This window comes from Aeribacillus sp. FSL K6-3256, from assembly GCF_037965805.1.
In the GTDB taxonomy this organism is placed as follows: domain Bacteria; phylum Bacillota; class Bacilli; order Bacillales; family Aeribacillaceae; genus Aeribacillus; species Aeribacillus composti.
Window position 1 is genome coordinate 814,662 of record NZ_CP150188.1, and the last position, 22,075, is coordinate 836,736.

Genomic DNA, 22,075 nt, shown 5'->3' on the forward strand with positions numbered 1-22,075 from the left:
CTTTAAATACGGACTTGTAGCTTGCCTGTTTAAAAAGCTATAATGAAAAGCGGGAAGGGGAAGGGGACGTTTACATTCCCCTTTCCCTTTCAACATGTAGGAAGAATTTTTTCCTGATCGTTATTGTGAAGGAGGAGCTTGAGCCATGAACAAAAAAACGATAAAAGATGTCGATGTGAAAGGGAAAACGGTATTTTGCCGAGTTGACTTTAATGTACCGATGCAGGATGGCAAAATAACCGATGATACACGCATTCGAGCTGCACTCCCAACGATCCAATACTTGGCGGATCAAGGAGCGAAAGTATTGCTTGCCAGCCACCTTGGCAGACCAAAAGGACAGGTTGTGGAAGAGCTTCGATTGACGCCTGTAGCGAAGCGTTTAGAAGAACTGTTAGGCAAAAAGGTGGTCAAAGTAGATGAAGCTTATGGTGCGGCTGTAAAAGCGGAAGTAGACAAGTTAAACAATGGCGACATTCTCGTTCTGGAAAATGTACGCTTTTATCCTGGCGAAGAAAAAAATGATCCTGAGCTAGCTAAAGCTTTTGCTGAATTGGCTGATCTATATGTTAACGATGCCTTTGGCGCCGCTCACCGCGCACATGCATCCACCGCAGGCATTGCGGAATATTTACCATCTGTTGCAGGATTTTTAATGGAAAAAGAAATCAATGTTTTATCTAAAGCGCTTGATAATCCTGACCGCCCATTTACAGCGATTATCGGGGGTGCAAAAGTAAAAGATAAAATCGGAGTTATCGAAAATTTATTGGAACGTGTAGATAATTTGATTATCGGCGGAGGACTTGCTTATACGTTTGTAAAAGCGCTGGGTCACGAAATCGGCAAGTCTTTGCTTGAAGAAGATAAAATAGAACTGGCAAAATCGTTTATGGAACGTGCCAAAGAAAAGGGCGTTCGCTTTTATATGCCTGTAGATGTTGTGGTAGCAGATGATTTTTCAAATGATGCCAATACAAAAGTAGTGGATATTGACAGCATTCCGGCTGATTGGGAAGCACTTGACATTGGACCTAAAACGGCTGAAATTTATGCGGATGTCATTCAACAATCAAAGCTTGTTGTTTGGAACGGACCGATGGGCGTTTTTGAAATGGATGCTTTTGCAAAGGGAACAAAAGCTGTAGCGGAAAGCTTGGCGAAAGCAGAACATACTTATACGGTCATCGGCGGCGGTGATTCAGCAGCAGCAGTAGAAAAATTCGGCCTTGCGGATAAAATGAACCACATCTCAACCGGAGGCGGAGCATCTTTAGAGTTCATGGAAGGAAAGAAACTTCCGGGAGTTCAAATATTGGAAGACAAATAACCACAACCATTTCCGTAAAAAGGAAGGTGTAAAGATGAGAAAGCCGATTATTGCAGGGAATTGGAAAATGCATAAGACGTTGGAAGAAGCAAAAAGCTTTGTAAAGGAAGTTAAATCACTCGTTCCCCCACAGGATAAAGTTGATTCCGTTATATGTGCACCTGCCTTATTTTTAGGTCAGCTTGTGGAATTGGCTGAAGGCTCTGAACTAAAAATTGGCGCTCAAAATATGCATTTTGAAGAAAGCGGAGCTTATACAGGGGAAATCAGCCCTGTTGCATTGGCGGATATCGGTGTTGATTATGTGATCATTGGACACTCCGAACGCCGGGAAATGTTTGCCGAAACAGACGAAACCGTGAACAAAAAAGTATTGGCTGCTTTCAAACACGAATTAACTCCGATCGTATGTGTAGGCGAATCATTAGCTGAGCGTGAAGCTGGAAAAACGAATGAAATTGTTGGCGATCAAGTCAAAAAAGCGTTGGCTGGAGTCGATGCGTCGGCTGTGAAAAACATCGTGATTGCTTATGAGCCGATTTGGGCGATTGGCACAGGAAAATCGTCTTCTCCGGAGGATGCCAATGAAGTATGTGCCCATATTCGGGGTGTAATTGCCGATATTTATTCCGATGATGTTGCAAACGAAGTTCGCATTCAATATGGCGGCAGTGTTAAACCGGAAAATATTAAAGATTTTCTAAACCAGCCGGAAGTTGACGGAGCATTAGTCGGAGGCGCAAGCCTGGAACCACGCTCTTTCTTGCAGCTATTGGAGGCAGGCCAAAATGAGTAAAAAGCCAGTAGCGTTAATTATATTAGACGGTTTTGCTCTGCGTGACGAAGTGAAAGGAAATGCTGTGGCTCAAGCGAACAAGCCGAATTTTGATCGATTTTGGAATACATACCCGCATGCAACGTTAAAAGCATGTGGAGAAGCTGTCGGCTTGCCGGAAGGTCAAATGGGAAATTCTGAAGTTGGACATTTAAACATCGGTGCAGGCAGAATTGTATACCAAAGTTTGACACGCGTTAACATAGCGATTCGTGAAGGCGAATTTTTTGAAAATGAAACATTTCTTTCAGCTATGAACCACGTGAAAGAAAAAGGAACGAACCTTCACATTTTCGGCTTATTATCGGATGGCGGTGTTCACAGCCACATTAACCACTTATTCGCCTTGTTAAAATTGGCGAAAGATCAGCAAGTGAAAAATGTGTTTATTCATGGATTTTTGGACGGACGCGATGTTGGTCCGCAAACGGCGAAGCAATATATTGATGAGCTGAATGAAAAAATCAATGAATACGGAGTAGGACAGATCGCAACGATTTCAGGCCGCTATTACTCGATGGACAGAGATAAAAGATGGGATCGAGTAGAAAAAGCATACAGAGCGATGGTGTATGGCGAAGGGCCAGCTTATAAAAACGCATACGAATGTATTGAAGATTCTTATGCACACGGGATTTATGATGAGTTTGTCATCCCTTCTGTTATGACAAAAGAAGACGGCAGTCCTGTTGCAACCATTCAAGATGATGACGCGGTCATTTTCTATAATTTCCGTCCGGATCGCGCTATTCAAATTTCGAATACATTCACAAATGAAGATTTCCGTTCCTTTGATAGGGGACCGAAACATCCAAAACGTTTATTCTTCGTTTGTTTGACGCATTTTAGCGAAACGGTGAAAGGATATGTTGCCTTCAAGCCGGTTAACTTGGACAACACAATTGGCGAAGTCATTTCCCAAGCCGGATTGAGGCAGCTGCGCATAGCAGAAACAGAAAAATATCCGCATGTTACGTTCTTTATGAGCGGAGGCCGGGAAGAAAAGTTTCCTGGCGAAGAACGGATTTTAATTAATTCACCGAAGGTAGCCACGTATGATTTAAAACCGGAAATGAGCGCATATGAAGTAACTGATGCGCTTTTAAAAGAAATTGAGGCTGACAAGCATGATGCGATCATATTGAATTTTGCCAATCCGGACATGGTCGGCCACTCCGGCAAACTTGAGCCAACGATAAAGGCAGTCGAAGCGGTTGATGAATGTCTCGGAAAAGTGGTGGATTTGATTCTCGAAAAAGGCGGAACAGCTATTATAACTGCTGACCACGGAAATGCGGACGAAGTCGTCACACTTGACGGAAAACCGCAAACCGCACATACGACAAATCCAGTGCCGGTTATTATAACGAAAAAAGGAATCGAATTAAGAGAAGACGGAATTTTAGGCGATTTAGCACCAACGATGCTCGAGCTGCTCGGGCTGGAAAAACCGAAAGAAATGACAGGGAAAAGTCTTATTAAATCATAAATAAAGGAGATGAAGCAACATGCCAGCTATTACTGATGTTTATGCACGTGAAGTGCTTGATTCAAGAGGAAATCCGACAGTTGAAGTAGAGGTGTATACAGAATCAGGTGCATTTGGACGGGCGCTTGTACCTAGCGGTGCATCCACAGGTGAGTACGAGGCTGTTGAATTGCGTGACGGTGATAAAGAACGCTACCTTGGAAAAGGGGTTTTAACAGCAGTTAAAAACGTGAACGAAATTATTGCCCCAGAACTGTTAGGCTTTGATGTGACGGAACAAAATGCCATCGATCAATTATTAATTGAACTTGACGGAACAGAAAATAAAGGAAAGCTGGGAGCAAACGCAATTTTAGGTGTTTCTATGGCCGTTGCTCGTGCTGCAGCTGATTATTTAGGTGTTCCGCTGTATCAATATCTCGGCGGCTTCAATGCGAAAACTCTTCCTGTGCCGATGATGAACATTTTAAACGGCGGCGCTCATGCAGACAACAATGTTGATATTCAAGAATTCATGATTATGCCGGTCGGCGCGGAAAGCTTCCGGGAAGCACTGCGGATGGGAGCGGAAATTTTCCATTCATTAAAATCTGTATTAAAAGGAAAAGGATATAATACAGCTGTTGGTGATGAAGGTGGATTCGCTCCAAATTTACAATCAAATGAAGAAGCTTTGCAAACTATTATCGAAGCAATTGAAAAAGCCGGCTACAAACCTGGCGAACAAGTTAAGCTTGCGATGGATGTTGCTTCTTCTGAACTGTTTAATAAAGAAGACGGCAAGTACCACCTAGAAGGAGAAGGCGTTGTAAAAACGTCGGAAGAAATGGTGCAATGGTATGAAGAGCTTGTCTCCAAATATCCGATCATTTCGATTGAAGACGGACTTGATGAGAACGACTGGGAAGGCCATAAACTGTTAACAGAACGTTTAGGCGGAAAAGTTCAGCTTGTCGGAGACGATTTATTTGTAACAAATACAAAAAAATTAGCGGAAGGCATTGAAAAAGGAGTCGGCAACTCTATTCTGATTAAAGTTAACCAAATCGGAACGTTAACAGAAACGTTTGATGCGATCGAAATGGCAAAACGCGCCGGCTATACAGCGGTCATCTCCCATCGCTCAGGCGAGACGGAAGACAGCACCATTGCAGACATTGCTGTGGCAACAAACGCAGGCCAAATTAAAACAGGCGCACCTTCCCGCACGGACCGCGTTGCGAAATACAATCAATTGCTTCGCATCGAAGATCAACTTGGCGATACTGCAGTTTACCAAGGAATTAAATCTTTCTATAACTTGAAAAAATAACACTATCTATGAAAAGGTCTAACCGAGTTATTTGGTTAGACCTTTTTTAATTAAAGCTCAAAGCACACAAAATCATAACCTAGACGGTGTGTAAATACTTTCTTATTACCAATAAACAACATATAATAAAAACATAGACAGCGTAAAAACACAGTCCCGGTTGGTAGTCCGGGCGCACTCCGAAAGAGTGTCAGTATCCTTCCCCTCCTTGGGATGTCCATCGCTGTCGTTACTTTTTACAAGGAGGGACCTTTCATGAAGTTGACGGTTTTTTACGATGGACAATTCTGGATCGGTGTGGTTGAGCAAAAGGAAGGTGAAGCTATAAAAGCGGTTCGCTACGTATTTGGTTCAGAGCCAAAAGATGATGAAGTTTTGGCATTTGTGAATGGTCCGATGCTATCGTTACTGCACAAGTGCCGCACAACAACCGCCGTGCCGCTTGAAATGAAAAAGCGCAAAAATCCGAAGCGACTGCAACGTGAAGCTGCAAAGGAAATGAAAACAAGGCCGCTTTCCACATATGCACAAACAGCCCTTCAGCTAGAATTGGAGCATCGTAAAAAAGAGAGAAAAGTTTTGCGCAAGGAGCTGCGCGAAGCTCTCATCAAGCGAAAAAGAGAGTTAAAGCGTTTAAAAGCGAAGGCAAAACATCGTGGAAGGTAATACAGAGTTGGATGTCTTGCTTCAAGACATCCGCTTTCGTATTTTCTGAATGGATACGCTATTGTGTAATGAGCCAATTTATGATACATTAAAACTATTGTAATGTGCGTTTTTTTAGGAGGTGGAGTGGACATGCATACTCTGCTTGTCATACTATTAGCAATTGTATCTATTGCGCTGATCGCTGTGGTGATACTGCAGTCTGGAAAAAGTGCTGGATTATCTGGAGCCATTTCCGGCGGTGCTGAACAGCTTTTTGGGAAGCAAAAAGCGCGTGGAATAGATTTAATCTTACATCGTATTACAATCGTTCTTTCTGTGTTATTTTTTGTTTTAGCAATTGCTGTTTCATGGTTTGGATTATAATAGCTAGAAAGGTCTGTCAAACAGGCCTTTTTTCTATGGGAAAATAAAGCTGTTGAATGAATAATGTTTTTGGTATATAATGGAATTTAAACTTTTTTCATACTACAATTCGTTGTAAAAAATAAAGAATTTAAAAAGAGAAGGAGATTTTAAAATGAAAGTTTTACCGCCAAAACCTTTTACGTTTGAAGGTGGGAATCGTGCTGTACTGCTGCTTCACGGCTTTACTGGAAATTCAGCAGATGTGCGGATACTTGGGCGTTTTTTGCAAGATAAAGGGTATACTTGTCATGCCCCTCAATATAAAGGCCATGGGGTTCCTCCGGAAGAATTGGTTCATACCGGTCCCGATGACTGGTGGCAAGATGTGATGGGCGGCTACGAACATCTGAAAGACTTAGGTTTTAAAGAAATTGCAGTTGCCGGTTTGTCTCTTGGAGGAGTTTTTTCTTTAAAACTGGGATACACTGTACCTGTAAAAGGAATTATTCCAATGTGCGCCCCGATGTATATTAAAAGCGAAGAAACGATGTATAAAGGGATTTTAAAATATGCCCGCAAATATAAACAATTTGAAGGAAAGCCGGAAGAACAGATTGAGGCGGAAATGGAAGAGTTTCAAAAAACACCAATGAAAACGTTGAAAGCTCTGCAGCGTTTGATTTCTGATGTGAGAGAAAATGTCGATATGATTTATGCCCCGACATTTGTGGTTCAGGCGCGGCACGATGAAATGATCAATCCGGATAGTGCAAATATTATTTATAACGAAGTAAGCTCAAATATAAAAAAAATCAAATGGTATGAAGAATCGTCGCATGTTATTACGCTTGACAAGCAGCGAGATGAACTGCATCAGGACGTCTATGAATTTTTAGAGAGCCTTGATTGGCAGGAGTAAAAGGAGGTTATCGTATTGGCAGAACCCGATATGCAATTAGCTGAAAGGCTTCTTTCTTTTATGAAGGAAGAGGCTTATAAACCTTTGACTGTGGAGGAATTAGAAGAAGCTTTTCAGCTAGAGGACGCAGACGAATTTAAAAAGCTGATTATTACTTTAAATAAGATGGAAGAAAAAGGCCTCATTGTGCGGACGAGAGCAAATCGATACGGTGTTCCAGAAAAAATGAATTTGATCCGCGGAACACTGGTCGGACATGCCCGCGGATTTGCTTTCGTTGAACCGGATGAACCAGGTTTTGATGACGTGTTCATTCCGCCCGGCGAGCTGAATCATGCGATGCATGGAGACAAAGTTCTTGTGCGGCTAAGCCCGAAAACAAGCGGGGCGAGACAGGAAGGCACGGTCATACGCATTTTGGAAAGAGGAATAACGGAAATTGTCGGAACATATACGGAAAGCAAAAACTTCGGATTTGTCATACCTGACGACAAAAAGATTGTCAACGACATTTTTATTCCGAAAAATGCATCAAATGGGGCAGTTGAAGGTCATAAAGTAATTGTCCGACTCACGTCATATCCTGAAGGACGAATGAGTGCAGAAGGAGAAGTCGTACAAATTTTAGGCCATAAAAATGATCCTGGCGTCGATATTTTATCAATCATTCATAAGCATCAGCTGCCATTGAGCTTTCCAGATGATGTATTAAAGCAAGCAAACGAAACACCTGATGAGATTAAGAGCGAGGAAATCAAGAACAGACGAGACCTTCGCAACGAATTAATCATTACCATTGATGGTGAAGATGCAAAAGATTTGGATGATGCCGTAACAGTAACAAAGTTAAATAACGGCTGCTATAAGCTTGGCGTGCATATCGCAGATGTCAGTTATTATGTAAAAGAAGGAACTCCGATTGACAGAGAGGCATTTGCACGCGGGACAAGCGTATATTTAGTTGATCGCGTCATTCCGATGATACCGCATCGTTTATCAAACGGAATTTGTTCGCTGAATCCGAAGGTGGATCGTCTGACATTATCGTGCGAAATGATTGTGGATGAATATGGGAACGTAGTTCAGCATGATATTTTTCAAAGTATTATTCGCTCCGCTGAGCGGATGACTTATTCAAATGTCAATAAAATTTTGATTGAAAAGGATGAACAGCTTCGGGAAAAATATCAAGAAATTGTCCCCATGCTGGAGGATATGGCTGAGCTTGCGTCGATTTTACGGAAAAAAAGAATGCTGCGCGGAGCTATCGATTTTGATTTTAAGGAAGCGAAAGTTTTGGTGGATGAGAAAGGCAAACCGTATGATGTCATTATTCGGGAACGATCTGTAGCGGAACGGTTAATTGAAGAATTTATGCTGCTTGCAAATGAAACAGTAGCAGAACATTTTCACTGGTTAAATGTACCGTTTATATATCGAATTCACGAAAAACCGAATGAGGAAAAACTAAGACGTTTCTTGGAGTTTATTACAAATTTTGGTTATGTCGTGAAGGGGACAGGAAACAATATTCATCCGCGCGCTTTGCAGCAAATTTTAGATGAAGTACGGGGAAAACCTGAAGAAATGGTGATTTCAACTGTCATGCTTCGGTCTATGAAGCAAGCGAAATATCATCCGGAAAGCGTCGGGCATTTCGGATTGTCGACCGAATTTTACACCCATTTTACTTCCCCGATTCGCCGTTATCCTGATTTGATAGTTCATCGACTCATTCGCAAATATTTGCTTGAAGGGAAAATAGACGAAAAGACACAGATGAAATGGGCATCAATTTTGCCGGAAATTGCAGAACATTCTTCCAATATGGAACGGCGGGCTGTTGATGCGGAGCGTGAAACGGATGATTTGAAAAAAGCAGAATTTATGCTGGATAAGATTGGGGAAGAATTTGATGGAATCATCAGTTCTGTCACAAACTTCGGCATGTTTGTCGAGCTCCCGAATACTGTTGAAGGTCTCGTTCATGTAAGCTATATGACGGATGATTACTACCATTATGATGAACGTCATTATGCGATGATCGGCGAAAGAACGGGAAATGTTTACCGTATCGGCGATGAAATTACCGTCCGCGTTGTGAATGTTGATAAAGAGGAACGATCCATCGATTTTGAAATTGTCGGTATGAGAAAAAAACGAAAAAAATCAACACGGCCTGAAACGGTGAAGGTGATTAAGAGCAAACATCAGGAAGAAGAGGAAGAATGGTCAACGAGACCGCCGAAATCAAAAAAGAAAAAGTTTTATAAAAACGTATCGAAAAAGAAGCGGAAGAAGAAAAAGCGTTAAAGCGAGGCCAGATGTCTAAAAAACAAACTCATTGAAACAGCAAAATTTCATTTAGAAAGAATCTTGATTGAGGCGAAAATGTTCATTTGCTATAATTATCTTTACCCCTAATTTTCACGAAAGGGTGACAGAGAATGTCAAAGGGAGAAGGGAAACTGATTGCCCAAAATAAAAAGGCGCACCACGACTATTTTATTGAAGAAACGTATGAAGCTGGGATCGTCCTCCAGGGAACGGAAATTAAATCGATTCGCGCCGGCCGCGCCAATTTAAAAGATGCGTTCGCAAGAGTGGAAAAAGGGGAAGTTTTTCTTCATAACATGCATATCAGCCCGTATGAGCAGGGAAATCGATACAACCATGAGCCGTTAAGAACGAGAAAGCTTCTTTTGCACCGAAGAGAAATCAATAAGCTGATTGGGGCCACAAAAGAACAGGGCTATTCATTAGTTCCGCTGAAGCTTTACATTAAAAATGGATTTGCGAAAGTGCTTATCGGGCTAGGAAAAGGGAAAAAGAAATACGATAAGCGGGAGGATTTAAAACGAAAAGAAGCGAAAAGAGAAATTGAACGGGCATTTCAACAAAAACAAAAAGGGATCTATTAATGATAACAATAAATGACAATTGAAAAATATATTGTTTTTGTTATAATAATATATGTCGTTGCCAGTTGAATATATTTCTCAAGCACTAGCTCGAATAAAACGGGGACGTTTTGGATTCGACAGGGATAGATCGAGCTTAAGCTGCGAGCCGGAGGGATCGTCTCCGTCATCAACGTCGCCTAAAGATAACTGGCAAACAAAACAACTACGCTTTAGCTGCTTAATGCTAAAGGCTCCTTTCTTCCATCGCCCATGTGGAGGAAAAGGGGTTCAACTTAAGTGGGCTACGCCCGATTCCGCCGTCTGAGGAAGAGGGAAGAGACGAATCAGACTAGCTGTCCGGATGCCTGCCGACAGGCTAAGGAACAGTGAAATGTTAAATATGTCGGATACGCTCGTAGATGCTTAAGTGGCGATATCTCTGGACGTGGGTTCGATTAGGAAATAGTCGCCTTGTGTGGCAACACACAAGTGAAAATCCGGCTTAATCGGTGAAACCTAAGTCGTTTCTGCGATATGGCAACACCGAGCGGTATGTGGAGCAATCCAACAGCCGTGTATCGACTCATAGGCTGCCTTCAAGGTAGTACTAGGATGCGAAATTCTGCCGTACGGCAAATCTAAATTTCGCATAACACGCCGGAGGACCTGTTTAGGTTCAAGATATAGTCAGTGCCATTGCGAAAGCATGGATCAGCACGTCCCACCGTCTCCATTATAGAAAGACGTTTCCCGTGATTTTTATAAAATTAACAATGAAATAAAAGAAATCGGCAAACATGCCGGTTTCTTTTATTTACATGCTCTGCTAAAGGAAAGGGTTTCAGTTCAAAGCTGAGGCCCTTTTTTTCTTATTATTGTGCAGCTTTCAATACTTTTTGAGCGAGAAAATAGGCTGTTGTAGCAATAAGCAATGATATAAGCAATGGTATGGAAGAAGGCTCGCCGAACACTACCTCTTGACTAAGACTGCCCGTTTTGGCAGAAAAATCTGGCGTGTAAAAAGCAGTTAAAACAGTACCCGATAGTATTTGAAATACCGTATAGAGCAATAGAAAACGAATGATAAAAACAAAATATTTTTTCAAAAATGATCCCGCATTTTTTGTATTTAAGTATACCATCATTTTCTTTTTTGCCACATCCTTGTTAATTGAATTTATCAATAGAGCTCTTATTGAAAAAAAGCGCACATGCTGTGAAAAGCAAGTGCGCTTTTTGATTAAAAGACAATCGTTTTGTTTCCGTGAACAATGATGCGGTCTTCCAAATGCAATTGTACAGCGCGGGCGAGAACGTCGCGTTCAATCGTTCTTCCGACCCTTTTTAAATCTTCAACATTGTACCGATGGCTGACCTCTTTAACCCCTTGTTCAATAATTGGTCCTTCGTCCAAATCTTCCGTCACATAATGGGAAGTGGCTCCAATAATTTTGACTCCGCGTTCATATGCGCGCTCATACGGTCTTGCACCGACAAATGCAGGCAAGAACGAATGATGAATGTTAATAATTCGATGCCGGTAATGCTTGATGAAATCTGGAGATAAAATTTGCATATAACGGGCGAGAACGACGAAATCAATATTATATTTCTTCAACAGTTCAAGCTGCTGCTTTTCCGCTTCCGGCTTATTGTCTTTATTGACCGGTATGTAATAATACGGAATTCCAAGCGATTCAACTGGTTCACGCAAATCTGGATGGTTGCTGATTACCAAAGGTATTTCGCAAAAAAAATCGCCTGACTGATAACGCCAAAGAAGATCGAGAAGGCAATGATCTTGTTTCGATACGAAAATCGCCATTCGCTTTAATTGGTTCATATATGAAAATTGCCATTTCATTTGCAATTCTTTTCCGATCGGCTCAAAGTCTTTTTCAAGCTCGCCTTTTTTGCGTTCTATATCCGGCAATTCAAATTCAACGCGCATAAAAAAAGTGCCGCCTGAAGGATCTGTTGAATATTGATCTGATTGGACGATATTGGCGCCGTGTTCATATAAAACTTTGGAAATTTTTGCAACAATTCCTGGCTGGTCGTTGCATGTAATAAGAAGACGTGCGCGATCTTTATATTGATGTAAAAAAGATTCAAGATTCGTTTGTTTCGTATGTAACATAAACCTTTCCTCCAACCCAAATGTGATCTGTACAAAGGATACTAATAGTTTGCTTTCTTGTCAATTTGAACAAGGAAAAAAATATTTATAAGTATTCAATGTAAGAAAATCTTACAACAAAAATTAAAAAATACGAAAAAAAATTGTATAATAAAGTTAATGGCTGAAAATGTTATAAATTTTAACGTAATAACGTTATAAAAGGAGGTATAACAATGTCAGAATCATATAAGGATAAAAAAGTCATTACGATCGGTATCGTTAGTGAACTAACAGGGCTATCACCAAGAAAAATACGATATTATGAAGAAAGAAAATTAATTTTTCCCGAAAGAACGAAACAAGGAACGAGAAAATATTCCTTTTCAGATATTGAAACATTAATGGAAATTGCAGATAAAATCGAAGACGGCGTTCAAACGTTTGAAATTAGAAAAGAAATGCTGAAAAAAGAAAGAGATAAAATGCTCGAAGATAAGAAAAAAATGATTCAAGGCCAGCTGAATGCACACTTCAAAATAAGAAAACAATAGTTCAGGGCGGTTAAAACCGCTTTTTTTTTATGATTTAAAAAAGTTCTTCATTTTTATAAAAAATTATCAGAGTTTTTTTGCTTTTAACAAAATATTAGAGGTATATTTAAAATAGATGATTATTTAAAAAGGAGGAAGAAGAAAATGGACTATCGTATAGAAAGAGATACGCTGGGAGAAGTAAAAGTTCCCAAAGACCGCTACTGGGGTGCACAGACGGAACGGAGCAGAAACAATTTTAAAATCGGTACTGAAACGATGCCGATTGAAGTCATTCGTGCATTTGCCATTTTAAAAAGAGGTGCAGCGATCGTTAATGAAAAATTAGGAAAGCTGCCAAAAGAGAAAAAAGATGCGATCGTTCATGTTTGCGATGAAATTATAGAAGGGAAGCTTGATGAGCATTTCCCGCTCGTAGTATGGCAAACCGGAAGCGGAACGCAGTCGAACATGAATGTCAATGAAGTGATTTCGTTTAAAGGAAATGAATACTTGAAAGAAAATGGGTTTGAATCATTAAAAATTCATCCAAATGATGATGTGAATATGGGACAAAGCTCAAACGACACATTCCCTACAGCAATGCATATTGCTGGTGTCATAGCGATAAAAAACAAGCTGTTGCCGGCAATTGATTTGTTGACAGAGACGCTCGATAAGAAATCTAAGCAGTTTGAGAATCTTGTGAAAATTGGCCGCACCCACTTGCAGGATGCAACACCGCTCACGCTTGGACAGGAAATCAGCGGATGGGTACATATGCTGAGAAAAAGCAGAAAAATGATTGTCGAAGCAATGGATAACTTGAGAGATTTGGCGATCGGCGGAACAGCAGTCGGAACAGGAATTAATACGGATCCTCAGTTTGGACAGCTTGTTGCAGATGAAATAAGCAAGCAAACGAATGAATCATTCCGTTCCTCTGAAAACAAATTCCATGCGCTAACTAGCCATGATGAAATCGTTCATGCACACGGAGCGCTAAAAGCCTTGGCAGCTGATCTTATGAAAATTGCAAATGATGTTAGATGGCTGGCAAGCGGTCCAAGATGCGGAATTGGCGAGATCACGATACCAGCAAATGAGCCCGGAAGCTCCATTATGCCGGGAAAAGTGAATCCGACGCAAAGCGAAGCATTAACGATGGTAGCAGTCCAAGTCATGGGAAATGATGCAGCGATCGGTTTTGCTGCAAGCCAAGGAAATTTTGAATTAAATGTTTTCAAACCGGTTATTATTTATAACTTTTTACAATCGATCCGGCTTTTATCGGATAGTATAATTTCCTTCAACGACCGCTGTGCTGTGGGAATTGAAGCAAACAAAGAAGTGATTGATAAATATGTACAAGACTCGCTCATGCTCGTAACTGCTTTAAATCCTCATATTGGATACGAAAATGCAGCGAAAATTGCAAAGCTTGCATATGAAAAACGATTGACTTTAAAGGAGGCAGCTGTTCAACTGAACCTTCTGTCAGCCGAAGAATTTGACCGCATTGTCCAGCCGGAGAAAATGGTGTAACAGAAAACATTGAATTTTTGCTGGGAGATGAAAATATATACCGATACTCACTACTTGATACGATCCCTCTTGTCTAGATAGAAAGAAAAAAACCTATACTGTCTATGAACTGCACCCCTTAAAGTAGATGTTGAAAAATCCCTATTTGGTCAACACTGCTTTAAGAGGTGATTTTTTATGGCAAGAAAAGGACAAAAGTTCATAAACTATTCAGTTGAGTTTAAACTCTTAGCAGTTAAAAAATATCTTCGAAGACAGTGCTTCTTTCTTCAGCTTACAGACCTACTGAGTTATATGGGGAGGAATTGTCAGATGATTTCTTTAACAGTGATTCCTTCTACAACTATTCTGTAAGCCGCTGAATAAGGGGGAATTTTTAATACTGTCTATTTGATCTTTGATCGGGATATGTTCAATTTGTGCGTCCGGTTTTCTTATTTATATTCAATGCTGCCAGGTGCAAAAACCATTATCCTCCACATAAAAATTTCATGAATCCTACACAAAATATTCACCTTTGCAATGTTGCAATATGTATGTATTAAATTTATTCTTTATTTAATAGTTCTCAATTAATTTTTATTGAGGAAAGGAGATTTATTGTGAAAAAAATCATTATATTGCTTGCCGCCGTTTTCCTTCTTGCAGCTTGCGGTCAAAATGAAACGAAACAAGAGAACAGCGGAGAAAGTGCCGAAGTTCATCCGCTCGAAGTCAATTTGAAAGTGCCAGACCATGCGAATATTCATGAAAAAGTTTCGTTGACTGCTGAAGTGAGCTACGGAGGAGAAGCGGTTGAAGATGCTGATGAAGTAAAATTTGAAATATGGAAAGAAGGAGAAAAAGAAGAAAGTAAAATGATAGAAGCAAAACATGAAAAAGACGGCCAATATACGATTGAACACACATTTGATGAAAATGGAGTTTTTTTTGTTCAATCACACGTTACGGCGAAAAATCAGCATAATATGCCCAAAAAACAAATTGTGATTGGTGAACTACATAAAGGTGGAGCTTCAACGGGAGAAAACGAAGAAACCGCAAATCATACTCATGAACATTCTCAAGGATCTGTAGACATCCAATTGGAGCTGCCGACAAATGTAAAGGCGAATGCGGAAACATTGATTCAAACAAAAATTCAAGCAGAAAACGCTCCGTTGCTAAACGCAAACGTCCGTTATGAAATTTGGAAGGACGGTTCTGATAAGCATGATTGGGTAGATGCTGCAGGAGACGAGAAAGGTACTTATGAAGCGAAATATACATTTTCTTCCTCAGGAACTTATCAAATCCAAGTTCATGTCAACAATGATGAAGGACTACATGAGCATGTCACGAAGAAGGTAACGGTTCAAAAATAAAGATCGGAATGGATATTGTTTATGGTAGAAAAGAATTGAGAAAGAATCGCTGAAAAAGTGTATATGTATGGACAAAAATAAGAGCGGGGAAAGAAATCAATTAAGTCGTGGCGAACTAATTGAACGGCAGGAACCAGATATGTTCGAAGCACGTAACGTCGATACGTATGAATAGATTAATTAAAAACATGAAAAGCCGCCCTTCCCTTAAAAAGAGAATGCATGGCAAAAGAATTTTAAACGAAATAATTGATTGGCATTGAATACGAAAAAGAATTCCTTTTTATAAATGAATGAAGATTTGTCCAGTACAACTTGCCCGAACATAAGTTAAATAACAAATGCAAAGTAGTCTTATAAACCGAAATAAAGCGAAAATTTAGTTAAACGAAACAAAATTGCATAAAAGCTGAACAACCTTACTCCAATGAATTTTGAAGTAAGGTTGCTTTGGCTTTATTCATATTGCTGATTTTCAAGGTAAGAAAAAATTATCTTTTCGACCATCTCAATTTTATTGAGTTAACAATTTTTCTAAGTCGTCCAGCATATGGTTTGCAGCAAGCACACCGCCGGCTGTGTTCCAAATAGCGTCGTCAACTTTGTAAGCTTTTCCGTTTTTAACAGCATTTAAGTTTTTCCAAAGTGGATCGTTTGTCCACTCTTTTTCTGCTTGCAAAGCTTCTTTATCTCCTTGCGGTGCATAGGTGAAATAGAAGATGATGTCACCGTCCATTTCCGGAATTTGTTCTTTTCCGACTTCAACTGCTAAATCTCCTAATTTATTTGCATCTGTAAACAATTTTTCTTGCTGAGCAGGACGTTTAAATCCAATTTGATCGAAAATCACACCAGAAAATGAATCTTTCCAATATATTCTCGTTACACCAGCCATGAAACGAACAACTGAAACTTCTTGATTCACTTGATCTCCTAATTTTTGTTTTACTTCTTCTACATGATTATTAAAATCATCTAATACTTTCTGTCCTTCTTCTTCACGATTGATGGCTTTTGCATATAGCTTAAAGTTTTCCTGCCAGTCGCCTCTTAATGTTTCCGAAAAAACTGTTGGCGCTATTTGATTGAGCTTGTCGTAGATTGCTTCTTGGCGAAGCTTATTGCCTATAATCAAGTCAGGCTGAAGAGCTGCAATTTTTTCAACATTGACTTCACTTTCTGTACCAACGACTTCAACGTCTTTCATTTCATCTTTAATATGATCGTACCAAGGATCGCCAAGCCAAGATTGAACGGCTCCGACTGGTTTTAATCCCATTGCTAAAAGTGCTTCAGTTCCTTCATTCGTTAATACGACGACACGTTCAGGTTTTTTTGGAATTTCAGCTGTTCCCATTGCATGCTCAACTTTGTATGATTGACTTTCAGTTGAGCTTTCTTTATTTTCTTTTGAAGCTTCTTTACTGTCCCCGTTGCCGCAAGCAGCAATTACTGCCAGCATGAGTATGGCAACGATGGAAAATAACAACTTTGATGTTTTTTTCATTATGTACCCCCCTAAAATGTAGTTGAAAATGATTTTCAATTCCTTAATAATAGTAATTAGTGAGAAATAAAAAGTCAATAATTAATTGAAAATGATTTTCACATTCAAAATGATTTGGTACAATTGGTTCAGAAGTTCGACTTGTTAGGAGAGACGTGAAGTTGTCATTATCTAGTAATCGTAAAGCAATCTTACTTTTTCTTTCCTTTTTGCTTCTATTATTCAGCATGTGTGCAAGTATTGTATATGGATATACGGATACAAGCTGGAAGATGGCATGGGATGCTTTTTTTCATTTTAATGGTTCCAATGAACATATTATTATACAAAATGTTCGACTTCCTCGATCCGTAATAGCGAGTGTAGTCGGCGCTTGTCTTGCTTTATCCGGTGCATTGATGCAAGCTATTACGAAAAATCCTCTTGCATCGCCAAGCGTTTTTGGCATCAATGCCGGTGCAGGATTTTTTATTGTTCTAGCTTTTTCCTTATTTTCTGTAAACAGCTTACAAGCGTTTACTTGGATTGCTTTTGCAGGCGCAGCTTTTGCTGCCATGCTTGTGTACATGATCAGCTCATTGGGCAGTGATGGATTGACGCCTGTAAAGCTTACTTTGGCAGGAGCGGCCGTTGCGGCACTTTTTTCTTCCCTTACGCAAGGTTTGTTAGTTTTAAATGAAGCAGCGTTGGATCAAGTATTATTTTGGCTTGCAGGATCTGTGCAAGGCCGCAAAATGGAGGTAATGACAGCTGTTCTTCCATATATTTTGATTGGATTAGTTATTTGTACAATTATCGCCTCTAAATTAAACGTCTTAGTAATGGGAGAAGAAGTGGCGAAAAGTTTAGGACTAAAAGTAGGAACAGTGAAGTTTTTTGCAGCCTGTGCTGTCATATTTTTTGCGGGCGGTGCAGTTGCGGCGGCTGGTCCTATTGCATTCATCGGCGTAGTCGTGCCCCATATTGCAAAGTATGTGGCCGGAAATGATTACAGATGGATTTTGCCGTTCTGTGCAGTATTTGGTGGGATTTTGTTAGTAGCAGCAGATATTGGCGCCCGTTTCATTGTCATGCCTGAAGAAGTCCCTGTAGGGGTCATGACGGCGATAATTGGAACCCCATTTTTTGTTTATATTGCAAGGAAGGGGGTTCGTGCATCATGAAAAAATATGTTTCGCTTCGGATCGGAAATGTCATTTCATTTTTAATTGATAAAAAAGCCTTTTTCCTTACGTTCGTTTTCTTTCTTGCGGCGTTTTTCGTAATCCTTGTCAGTGCAAGTGTAGGCGAAGTGATGATCAGCCCTGTCCAAGTTTTTCAAACAATTTTTGGAATAGGGGATGGAACGAACGAGCTTGTTATTAAACAATTTAGGCTTCCGAGAATTCTTATTTCCCTTTTGGTCGGCATGTGTTTGGCTGTTGCGGGCGGAATTTTGCAAAATTTAGTTCGGAACCCTTTAGCATCCCCTGACATTATCGGAATTACCGGAGGTGCTTCGGCAGCGGTTGTACTATTTTTAATGCTGTTTTCCGATAAGAATCATTCTTTAACTGTAAGCATTCATTGGATGCCTTTGGCAGCTTTCATAGGAGCAGCCGTTACAGGCATTTGTGTTTATTTATTGTCGTGGAAAAACGGTGTGACTGCAATCAGGCTTGTGTTGGTCGGCATTGGAATCTCCTTTTTAACTAAAGCATTAACGACTTTGTTAATGATAAAAGGGCCTATTTACCAAGCATCCCAAGCAAATATTTGGATAACCGGCTCAGTTTATGCAGCAAACTGGTCTCAAGTAAAGATTTTGTTTCCAGCAACTATCATTCTTCTCTTGATAACGGTTGTTACTGTAAGAACGATCAATATTCAAAGTTTTGGCGATGAGATCGCAATCGGTATGGGAAACCGAGTACAATTAACCCGCTTTTTCCTCTTATTTCTAGGAACCGCTTTGACTGCTGTTGCTGTCGCTTTTGGAGGAGGGATAGGGTTTGTAGGTCTTATTGCTCCTCACATTGCAAGAAAGCTTGTCGGTTCAAGCTTTGGTTTGATGCTGCCGATTTCAGCCTTTGTTGGGGCACTCATTGTTATGCTTTCTGATTTATTGGGAAAAACAATCTTTTTGCCGCATGAAATTCCAGCTGGTGTGTTTACTTCAGCGATCGGGGCTCCTTATTTTATTTACTTGTTAATGAAGCACAGAAATATTTAGGAGGTGATGGCATGCATAGATTGTATACTCATGAGTTAACTTTTGCTTATGGACAGAATATGATTATTGAAGATCTTAATCTTACTATTCCAACGGGAGAAATTACTGTATTAATTGGAAGCAACGGTTGCGGAAAGTCGACCTTATTAAAATCTTTGGCAAGAATTTTAAAGCCAGCAGGCGGTTCAGTACTCTTGGAAGGAAAGGACATTGCCGAGCTACCGACAAAGGAAGTGGCAAAAAAACTGGCTATACTTCCGCAAGGGCCTGAAGCCCCAGAAGGATTAACTGTTTTGCAGCTTGTCAAACAAGGACGGTATCCTTATCAAAATTGGCTGAACCAATGGTCCAAGGAAGATGAAGAATTAGTTTTTCGAGCGCTTGAAGCAACTAGAATGAGTGAATTGGCAGAACGAACAGTGGACTCTTTATCAGGAGGACAAAAACAGCGTGCATGGATCGCCATGACTTTGGCGCAAAATACAGATATTATTCTTTTCGACGAGCCAACAACTTATTTAGATATAACACATCAAATTGAAATACTCGATTTATTATTTGAATTGAATATGAAAGAGAAAAGAACGATCATCATGGTTCTTCACGATTTAAATTTAGCCTGCCGTTATGCTCATCATATCGTCGTATTAAAGGATAAAAACATTTATAAACAAGGAAAACCGGAAGATGTAATGAATGTACAATTGGTCAAAGATGTTTTTGAAATGGATTGCAAAATTATTCGCGATCCGATTTTTGGAACACCGCTATGTATTCCGTTCGGAAAAGGGAGAAATATTAATAAAGTAGGGATGCAGGCATGGGAAAGTTGACGTTCGATGAAATAAAGGTGTTGTCAAAATTTCGATATTCAGAAGCAAAACGTGCGACCGATTCATCAATTGACATGGAGGAACTGCTAAAACCGGAAAAACTGCAGCTGTTTTTAAAAAATATTCAGCCTAAATTTAATGCACCTCTTTATGTAGCCGGGTCAATGTTTATTAAAAGATATGCTTTTTTAGCCGCTTTAGCTCTTTATACCATGACAATGTTTGATAAAGCTTTAAAAGTGGATATAAAAAATCTTGTCCTGATCACTGATGACGAAGATCCGCTTTGGCTGCCGGGCTTTTATTTCAAATCGAACGAAGTCACAATCGCTCCCCAAGAAAGAAAAAAATGGCGGGATGAAATGTTAACCTTATTATTTAAAGAAAACATCACACGTCTTTTACAGGTTGTCTCAACAGAGGCAAAAATTTCAAAATGGATTCTTTGGGAAAATGTTGCGATCTATATATTTTGGATGTATGAAACATTGCTCAATGAAAAGCAGCATGAAGATAAACATGAAAAAATAAAAGAAGATTTTATTTATTGCGTGAAGGAAGCAAAAGGTGAATTGTTTGGGGATTTTAATCGGAACCCTTTAAAAAAATTTTTTGGTCCTAAGACATATTCTGATCAATATGATGATTATATTCGAAAAAGAAAAACATGCTGCCTGTTTTATTTGACAGACGATGAAGGGAAAAAATGCAGAACATGCCCGAATGTTAGTGAATGTACAATAAAAAAATAATTGGAGAGATTAAAAATGGATAACCAGTTTCAAGCTCAGGTTGATGCGCTAGTTGAAAAGTATACCGAACTCTTGCTTGGAAAATCGTCTCCTGAATTAAAAGAAAAAGTGAAAATTTGGGTGTTGTATACGTACATGGCAAAATCGATGCCGCCGCTAGTGAAACATTGGAATGAAAAATTTCCAGAAGCAAAAGAACAAATGAAAGCTATTATTAATGAAATAAAAGAATTAAATGAACAGCATAGAAATAATAAAAAACGTTGATCTAAATTTGAAGTTGTCCTCCTTATAAGCAGCAGGGGGATTTTTTATGCGGACAGAATAGTATCATTCAAAATAACTTTAAGGTTTCATAGCATTGACGTTGGACGAAACAATGGAATGCTGATAAAGGTTAAAAATTTTTTGTGCTAAAGCAAAATGCTTCTTACTTTAAAAACAGCAGATAAATAGTGATCATATAGAACGGAATGAGCATTCGATCGCCTATTCAGTAATCGATTGGGAATAACATTTCCGCCCGTAAAAGAAATAAAACCTTACTCCGCTTGTTTACCGGAATAAGGCTGCTTTAACTCTTTATTTGCTGTCTGCTCGAATGGGGTCAGACACTTTTAAGTTCATTTTTATTGAATGTTTTGATTGTAAGGAGATTGCTGCTGCAAATAATTAGCATATTGCTGATAGCTTTGTTGTATTTTTTGATTGTCGCACGCCTCAAGGGAATACCATCCATTTTTAAACATGACATTAAATAACTGCCGCTGGCATTTTTGCGTTTCGTCGCAAATCATTTGAATATTTTCGTATAAAACGGTGTGGCTAAGCTCATTCAAAGCTGTACTATAACCTTGTGTCATATATTTTTCAGTTGCAAGCAAATCATTTATAAAGTCGCGGTCGTTCATTTGCGGGCTTTTTTGAACTGTTGTTTCCGGATTGCTGATTTTCCTGTTGTTTGATTGCTGGGCTTGCATAATAAATCTCCTTTCTACTGCATTTGTGGATTGCCATTTAATTGATTTAATATCTGCTGATAGTGGCGATGATGCATTTCTCCTACCTTTTCCAACTCAGCTTTAATTTCAGGAATTTGGCATTGTGAAGCAAAAAAATGTGCTTTTTTCATCGCAATTAAATTCCATGACATCATATCTGTTAAATATAGTTGATCTTTTACAGAAATAATTTGCGGCGGTTCGTTATAAACTTGATTTTGCTGCATATTTTGCATATTGGTTGGCATTTGATTCATCATAAAAGCCCCCTTTTTCAAAAATGTACAAATTTAATATCCCACAATTTTTAAAGAGTTATGCAAAAATTTTTAACAGGAATATTGAACAAAAATTTTAAATATTTTATACTTTAGTAAAACAGAAAAAAATGAATGAATGTTCATTCA

Annotated in this window: 22 protein-coding genes and 1 other RNA gene; 18 read left to right on the top strand and 5 right to left on the bottom strand. The window is 39.4% G+C overall.

The features are described from left to right. Window positions 1-145: 145 nt before the first annotated feature. The 10 genes from NSQ84_RS03870 (at window position 146) to ssrA (ending at window position 10,260) form a co-directional block, all read left to right on the top strand. On the top strand, window positions 146-1,330 hold the full coding sequence (locus NSQ84_RS03870) for a phosphoglycerate kinase (protein ID WP_130156827.1): 1,185 nt from the start codon (window positions 146-148) through the stop codon (window positions 1,328-1,330). Between the two features lie 34 nt (window positions 1,331-1,364). Beyond that, window positions 1,365-2,126, top strand: coding sequence for a triose-phosphate isomerase (gene tpiA, locus NSQ84_RS03875; protein ID WP_339194463.1), 762 nt, complete (start codon window positions 1,365-1,367; stop codon window positions 2,124-2,126). Then, on the top strand, window positions 2,119-3,654 hold the full coding sequence (gpmI, locus tag NSQ84_RS03880; protein WP_066249157.1) for a 2,3-bisphosphoglycerate-independent phosphoglycerate mutase: 1,536 nt from the start codon (window positions 2,119-2,121) through the stop codon (window positions 3,652-3,654). The genes tpiA and gpmI overlap by 8 nt, the downstream gene beginning before the upstream one ends. A 19-nt stretch (window positions 3,655-3,673) precedes the next feature. Then, window positions 3,674-4,966 carry a phosphopyruvate hydratase gene (gene eno / locus NSQ84_RS03885; RefSeq protein WP_066249160.1) on the top strand — a complete coding sequence of 431 codons (1,293 nt, stop codon included), beginning with the start codon at window positions 3,674-3,676 and terminating at the stop codon, window positions 4,964-4,966. Between the two features lie 255 nt (window positions 4,967-5,221). Further along, window positions 5,222-5,632, top strand: coding sequence for a YjdF family protein (locus tag NSQ84_RS03890; protein WP_066249163.1), 411 nt, complete (start codon window positions 5,222-5,224; stop codon window positions 5,630-5,632). A gap of 132 nt (window positions 5,633-5,764) precedes the next feature. After that, window positions 5,765-5,998, top strand: coding sequence for a preprotein translocase subunit SecG (gene secG, locus NSQ84_RS03895; protein ID WP_063386955.1), 234 nt, complete (start codon window positions 5,765-5,767; stop codon window positions 5,996-5,998). Between the two features lie 154 nt (window positions 5,999-6,152). After that, the gene (locus NSQ84_RS03900) at window positions 6,153-6,899 is read left to right on the top strand and encodes a carboxylesterase (protein ID WP_066249166.1); all 747 of its coding nucleotides are present in this window, start codon (window positions 6,153-6,155) and stop codon (window positions 6,897-6,899) included. A 30-nt stretch (window positions 6,900-6,929) separates the two neighbouring features. Beyond that, a complete protein-coding gene (gene rnr / locus NSQ84_RS03905; protein WP_066249291.1) occupies window positions 6,930-9,212 on the top strand; it encodes a ribonuclease R in 2,283 nt (760 codons plus the stop codon). Window positions 9,213-9,346: 134 nt separating this feature from the next. Further along, complete coding sequence (smpB, locus tag NSQ84_RS03910) at window positions 9,347-9,820, top strand: SsrA-binding protein SmpB (protein WP_063386953.1); 474 nt, start codon at window positions 9,347-9,349, stop codon at window positions 9,818-9,820. A gap of 109 nt (window positions 9,821-9,929) precedes the next feature. After that, window positions 9,930-10,260, top strand: a transfer-messenger RNA (tmRNA) gene (gene ssrA, locus NSQ84_RS03915). A gap of 414 nt (window positions 10,261-10,674) precedes the next feature. On the opposite strand, the gene NSQ84_RS03920 is transcribed toward ssrA, so the two are convergent. Both NSQ84_RS03920 and purU read right to left on the bottom strand, forming a co-directional pair. Beyond that, a complete protein-coding gene (locus tag NSQ84_RS03920; protein WP_063386992.1) occupies window positions 10,675-10,908 on the bottom strand; it encodes a hypothetical protein in 234 nt (77 codons plus the stop codon). A 134-nt stretch (window positions 10,909-11,042) separates the two neighbouring features. After that, window positions 11,043-11,942, bottom strand: coding sequence for a formyltetrahydrofolate deformylase (gene purU / locus NSQ84_RS03925; RefSeq protein WP_063386952.1), 900 nt, complete (start codon window positions 11,940-11,942; stop codon window positions 11,043-11,045). Between the two features lie 215 nt (window positions 11,943-12,157). Between purU and NSQ84_RS03930 the strand changes: the two genes are divergently transcribed. The 3 genes from NSQ84_RS03930 to NSQ84_RS03940 all read left to right on the top strand — a co-directional run bounded on the left by NSQ84_RS03930 (window position 12,158) and on the right by NSQ84_RS03940 (window position 15,363). Beyond that, window positions 12,158-12,475, top strand: coding sequence for a MerR family transcriptional regulator (locus NSQ84_RS03930; protein ID WP_063386951.1), 318 nt, complete (start codon window positions 12,158-12,160; stop codon window positions 12,473-12,475). A 144-nt stretch (window positions 12,476-12,619) separates the two neighbouring features. Next, window positions 12,620-13,999 carry a class II fumarate hydratase gene (gene fumC / locus NSQ84_RS03935; RefSeq protein ID WP_130156803.1) on the top strand — a complete coding sequence of 460 codons (1,380 nt, stop codon included), beginning with the start codon at window positions 12,620-12,622 and terminating at the stop codon, window positions 13,997-13,999. 602 nt (window positions 14,000-14,601) lie between these two features. Further along, window positions 14,602-15,363: a FixH family protein gene (locus tag NSQ84_RS03940; RefSeq protein ID WP_130156801.1), complete on the top strand. Its 762-nt coding sequence runs from the start codon at window positions 14,602-14,604 to the stop codon at window positions 15,361-15,363. A gap of 514 nt (window positions 15,364-15,877) precedes the next feature. Here the strand turns inward: NSQ84_RS03940 and NSQ84_RS03945 are convergent. After that, window positions 15,878-16,870 carry an iron-siderophore ABC transporter substrate-binding protein gene (locus NSQ84_RS03945; protein WP_339212232.1) on the bottom strand — a complete coding sequence of 331 codons (993 nt, stop codon included), beginning with the start codon at window positions 16,868-16,870 and terminating at the stop codon, window positions 15,878-15,880. A 161-nt stretch (window positions 16,871-17,031) separates the two neighbouring features. On the opposite strand from NSQ84_RS03945, the gene NSQ84_RS03950 reads away from it, so the two are divergent. Genes NSQ84_RS03950 through NSQ84_RS03970 form a run of 5 tightly spaced genes read left to right on the top strand, consistent with a single transcriptional unit; the run spans window position 17,032 to window position 20,934 of the window. Next, complete coding sequence (locus NSQ84_RS03950) at window positions 17,032-18,033, top strand: iron ABC transporter permease (protein ID WP_339212233.1); 1,002 nt, start codon at window positions 17,032-17,034, stop codon at window positions 18,031-18,033. Continuing rightward, window positions 18,030-19,082 carry an iron ABC transporter permease gene (locus NSQ84_RS03955; RefSeq protein WP_094245240.1) on the top strand — a complete coding sequence of 351 codons (1,053 nt, stop codon included), beginning with the start codon at window positions 18,030-18,032 and terminating at the stop codon, window positions 19,080-19,082. The genes NSQ84_RS03950 and NSQ84_RS03955 overlap by 4 nt, the downstream gene beginning before the upstream one ends. A gap of 11 nt (window positions 19,083-19,093) precedes the next feature. Beyond that, the gene (locus NSQ84_RS03960; protein WP_063386944.1) at window positions 19,094-19,915 is read left to right on the top strand and encodes an ABC transporter ATP-binding protein; all 822 of its coding nucleotides are present in this window, start codon (window positions 19,094-19,096) and stop codon (window positions 19,913-19,915) included. Continuing rightward, window positions 19,903-20,667, top strand: coding sequence for an IucA/IucC family C-terminal-domain containing protein (locus NSQ84_RS03965; protein ID WP_082829501.1), 765 nt, complete (start codon window positions 19,903-19,905; stop codon window positions 20,665-20,667). The genes NSQ84_RS03960 and NSQ84_RS03965 overlap by 13 nt, the downstream gene beginning before the upstream one ends. A 15-nt stretch (window positions 20,668-20,682) precedes the next feature. After that, complete coding sequence (locus tag NSQ84_RS03970; protein WP_094245242.1) at window positions 20,683-20,934, top strand: DUF2573 family protein; 252 nt, start codon at window positions 20,683-20,685, stop codon at window positions 20,932-20,934. 362 nt (window positions 20,935-21,296) lie between these two features. Here NSQ84_RS03970 and NSQ84_RS03975 read toward each other — a convergent pair whose 3' ends face one another. Both NSQ84_RS03975 and NSQ84_RS03980 read right to left on the bottom strand, forming a co-directional pair. After that, entirely contained in the window at window positions 21,297-21,647 is a 351-nt protein-coding gene (locus tag NSQ84_RS03975; protein WP_094245243.1) for a spore coat protein, read from the bottom strand. A gap of 14 nt (window positions 21,648-21,661) precedes the next feature. Beyond that, complete coding sequence (locus NSQ84_RS03980; RefSeq protein WP_198318588.1) at window positions 21,662-21,925, bottom strand: hypothetical protein; 264 nt, start codon at window positions 21,923-21,925, stop codon at window positions 21,662-21,664. Window positions 21,926-22,075: the final 150 nt, after the last annotated feature.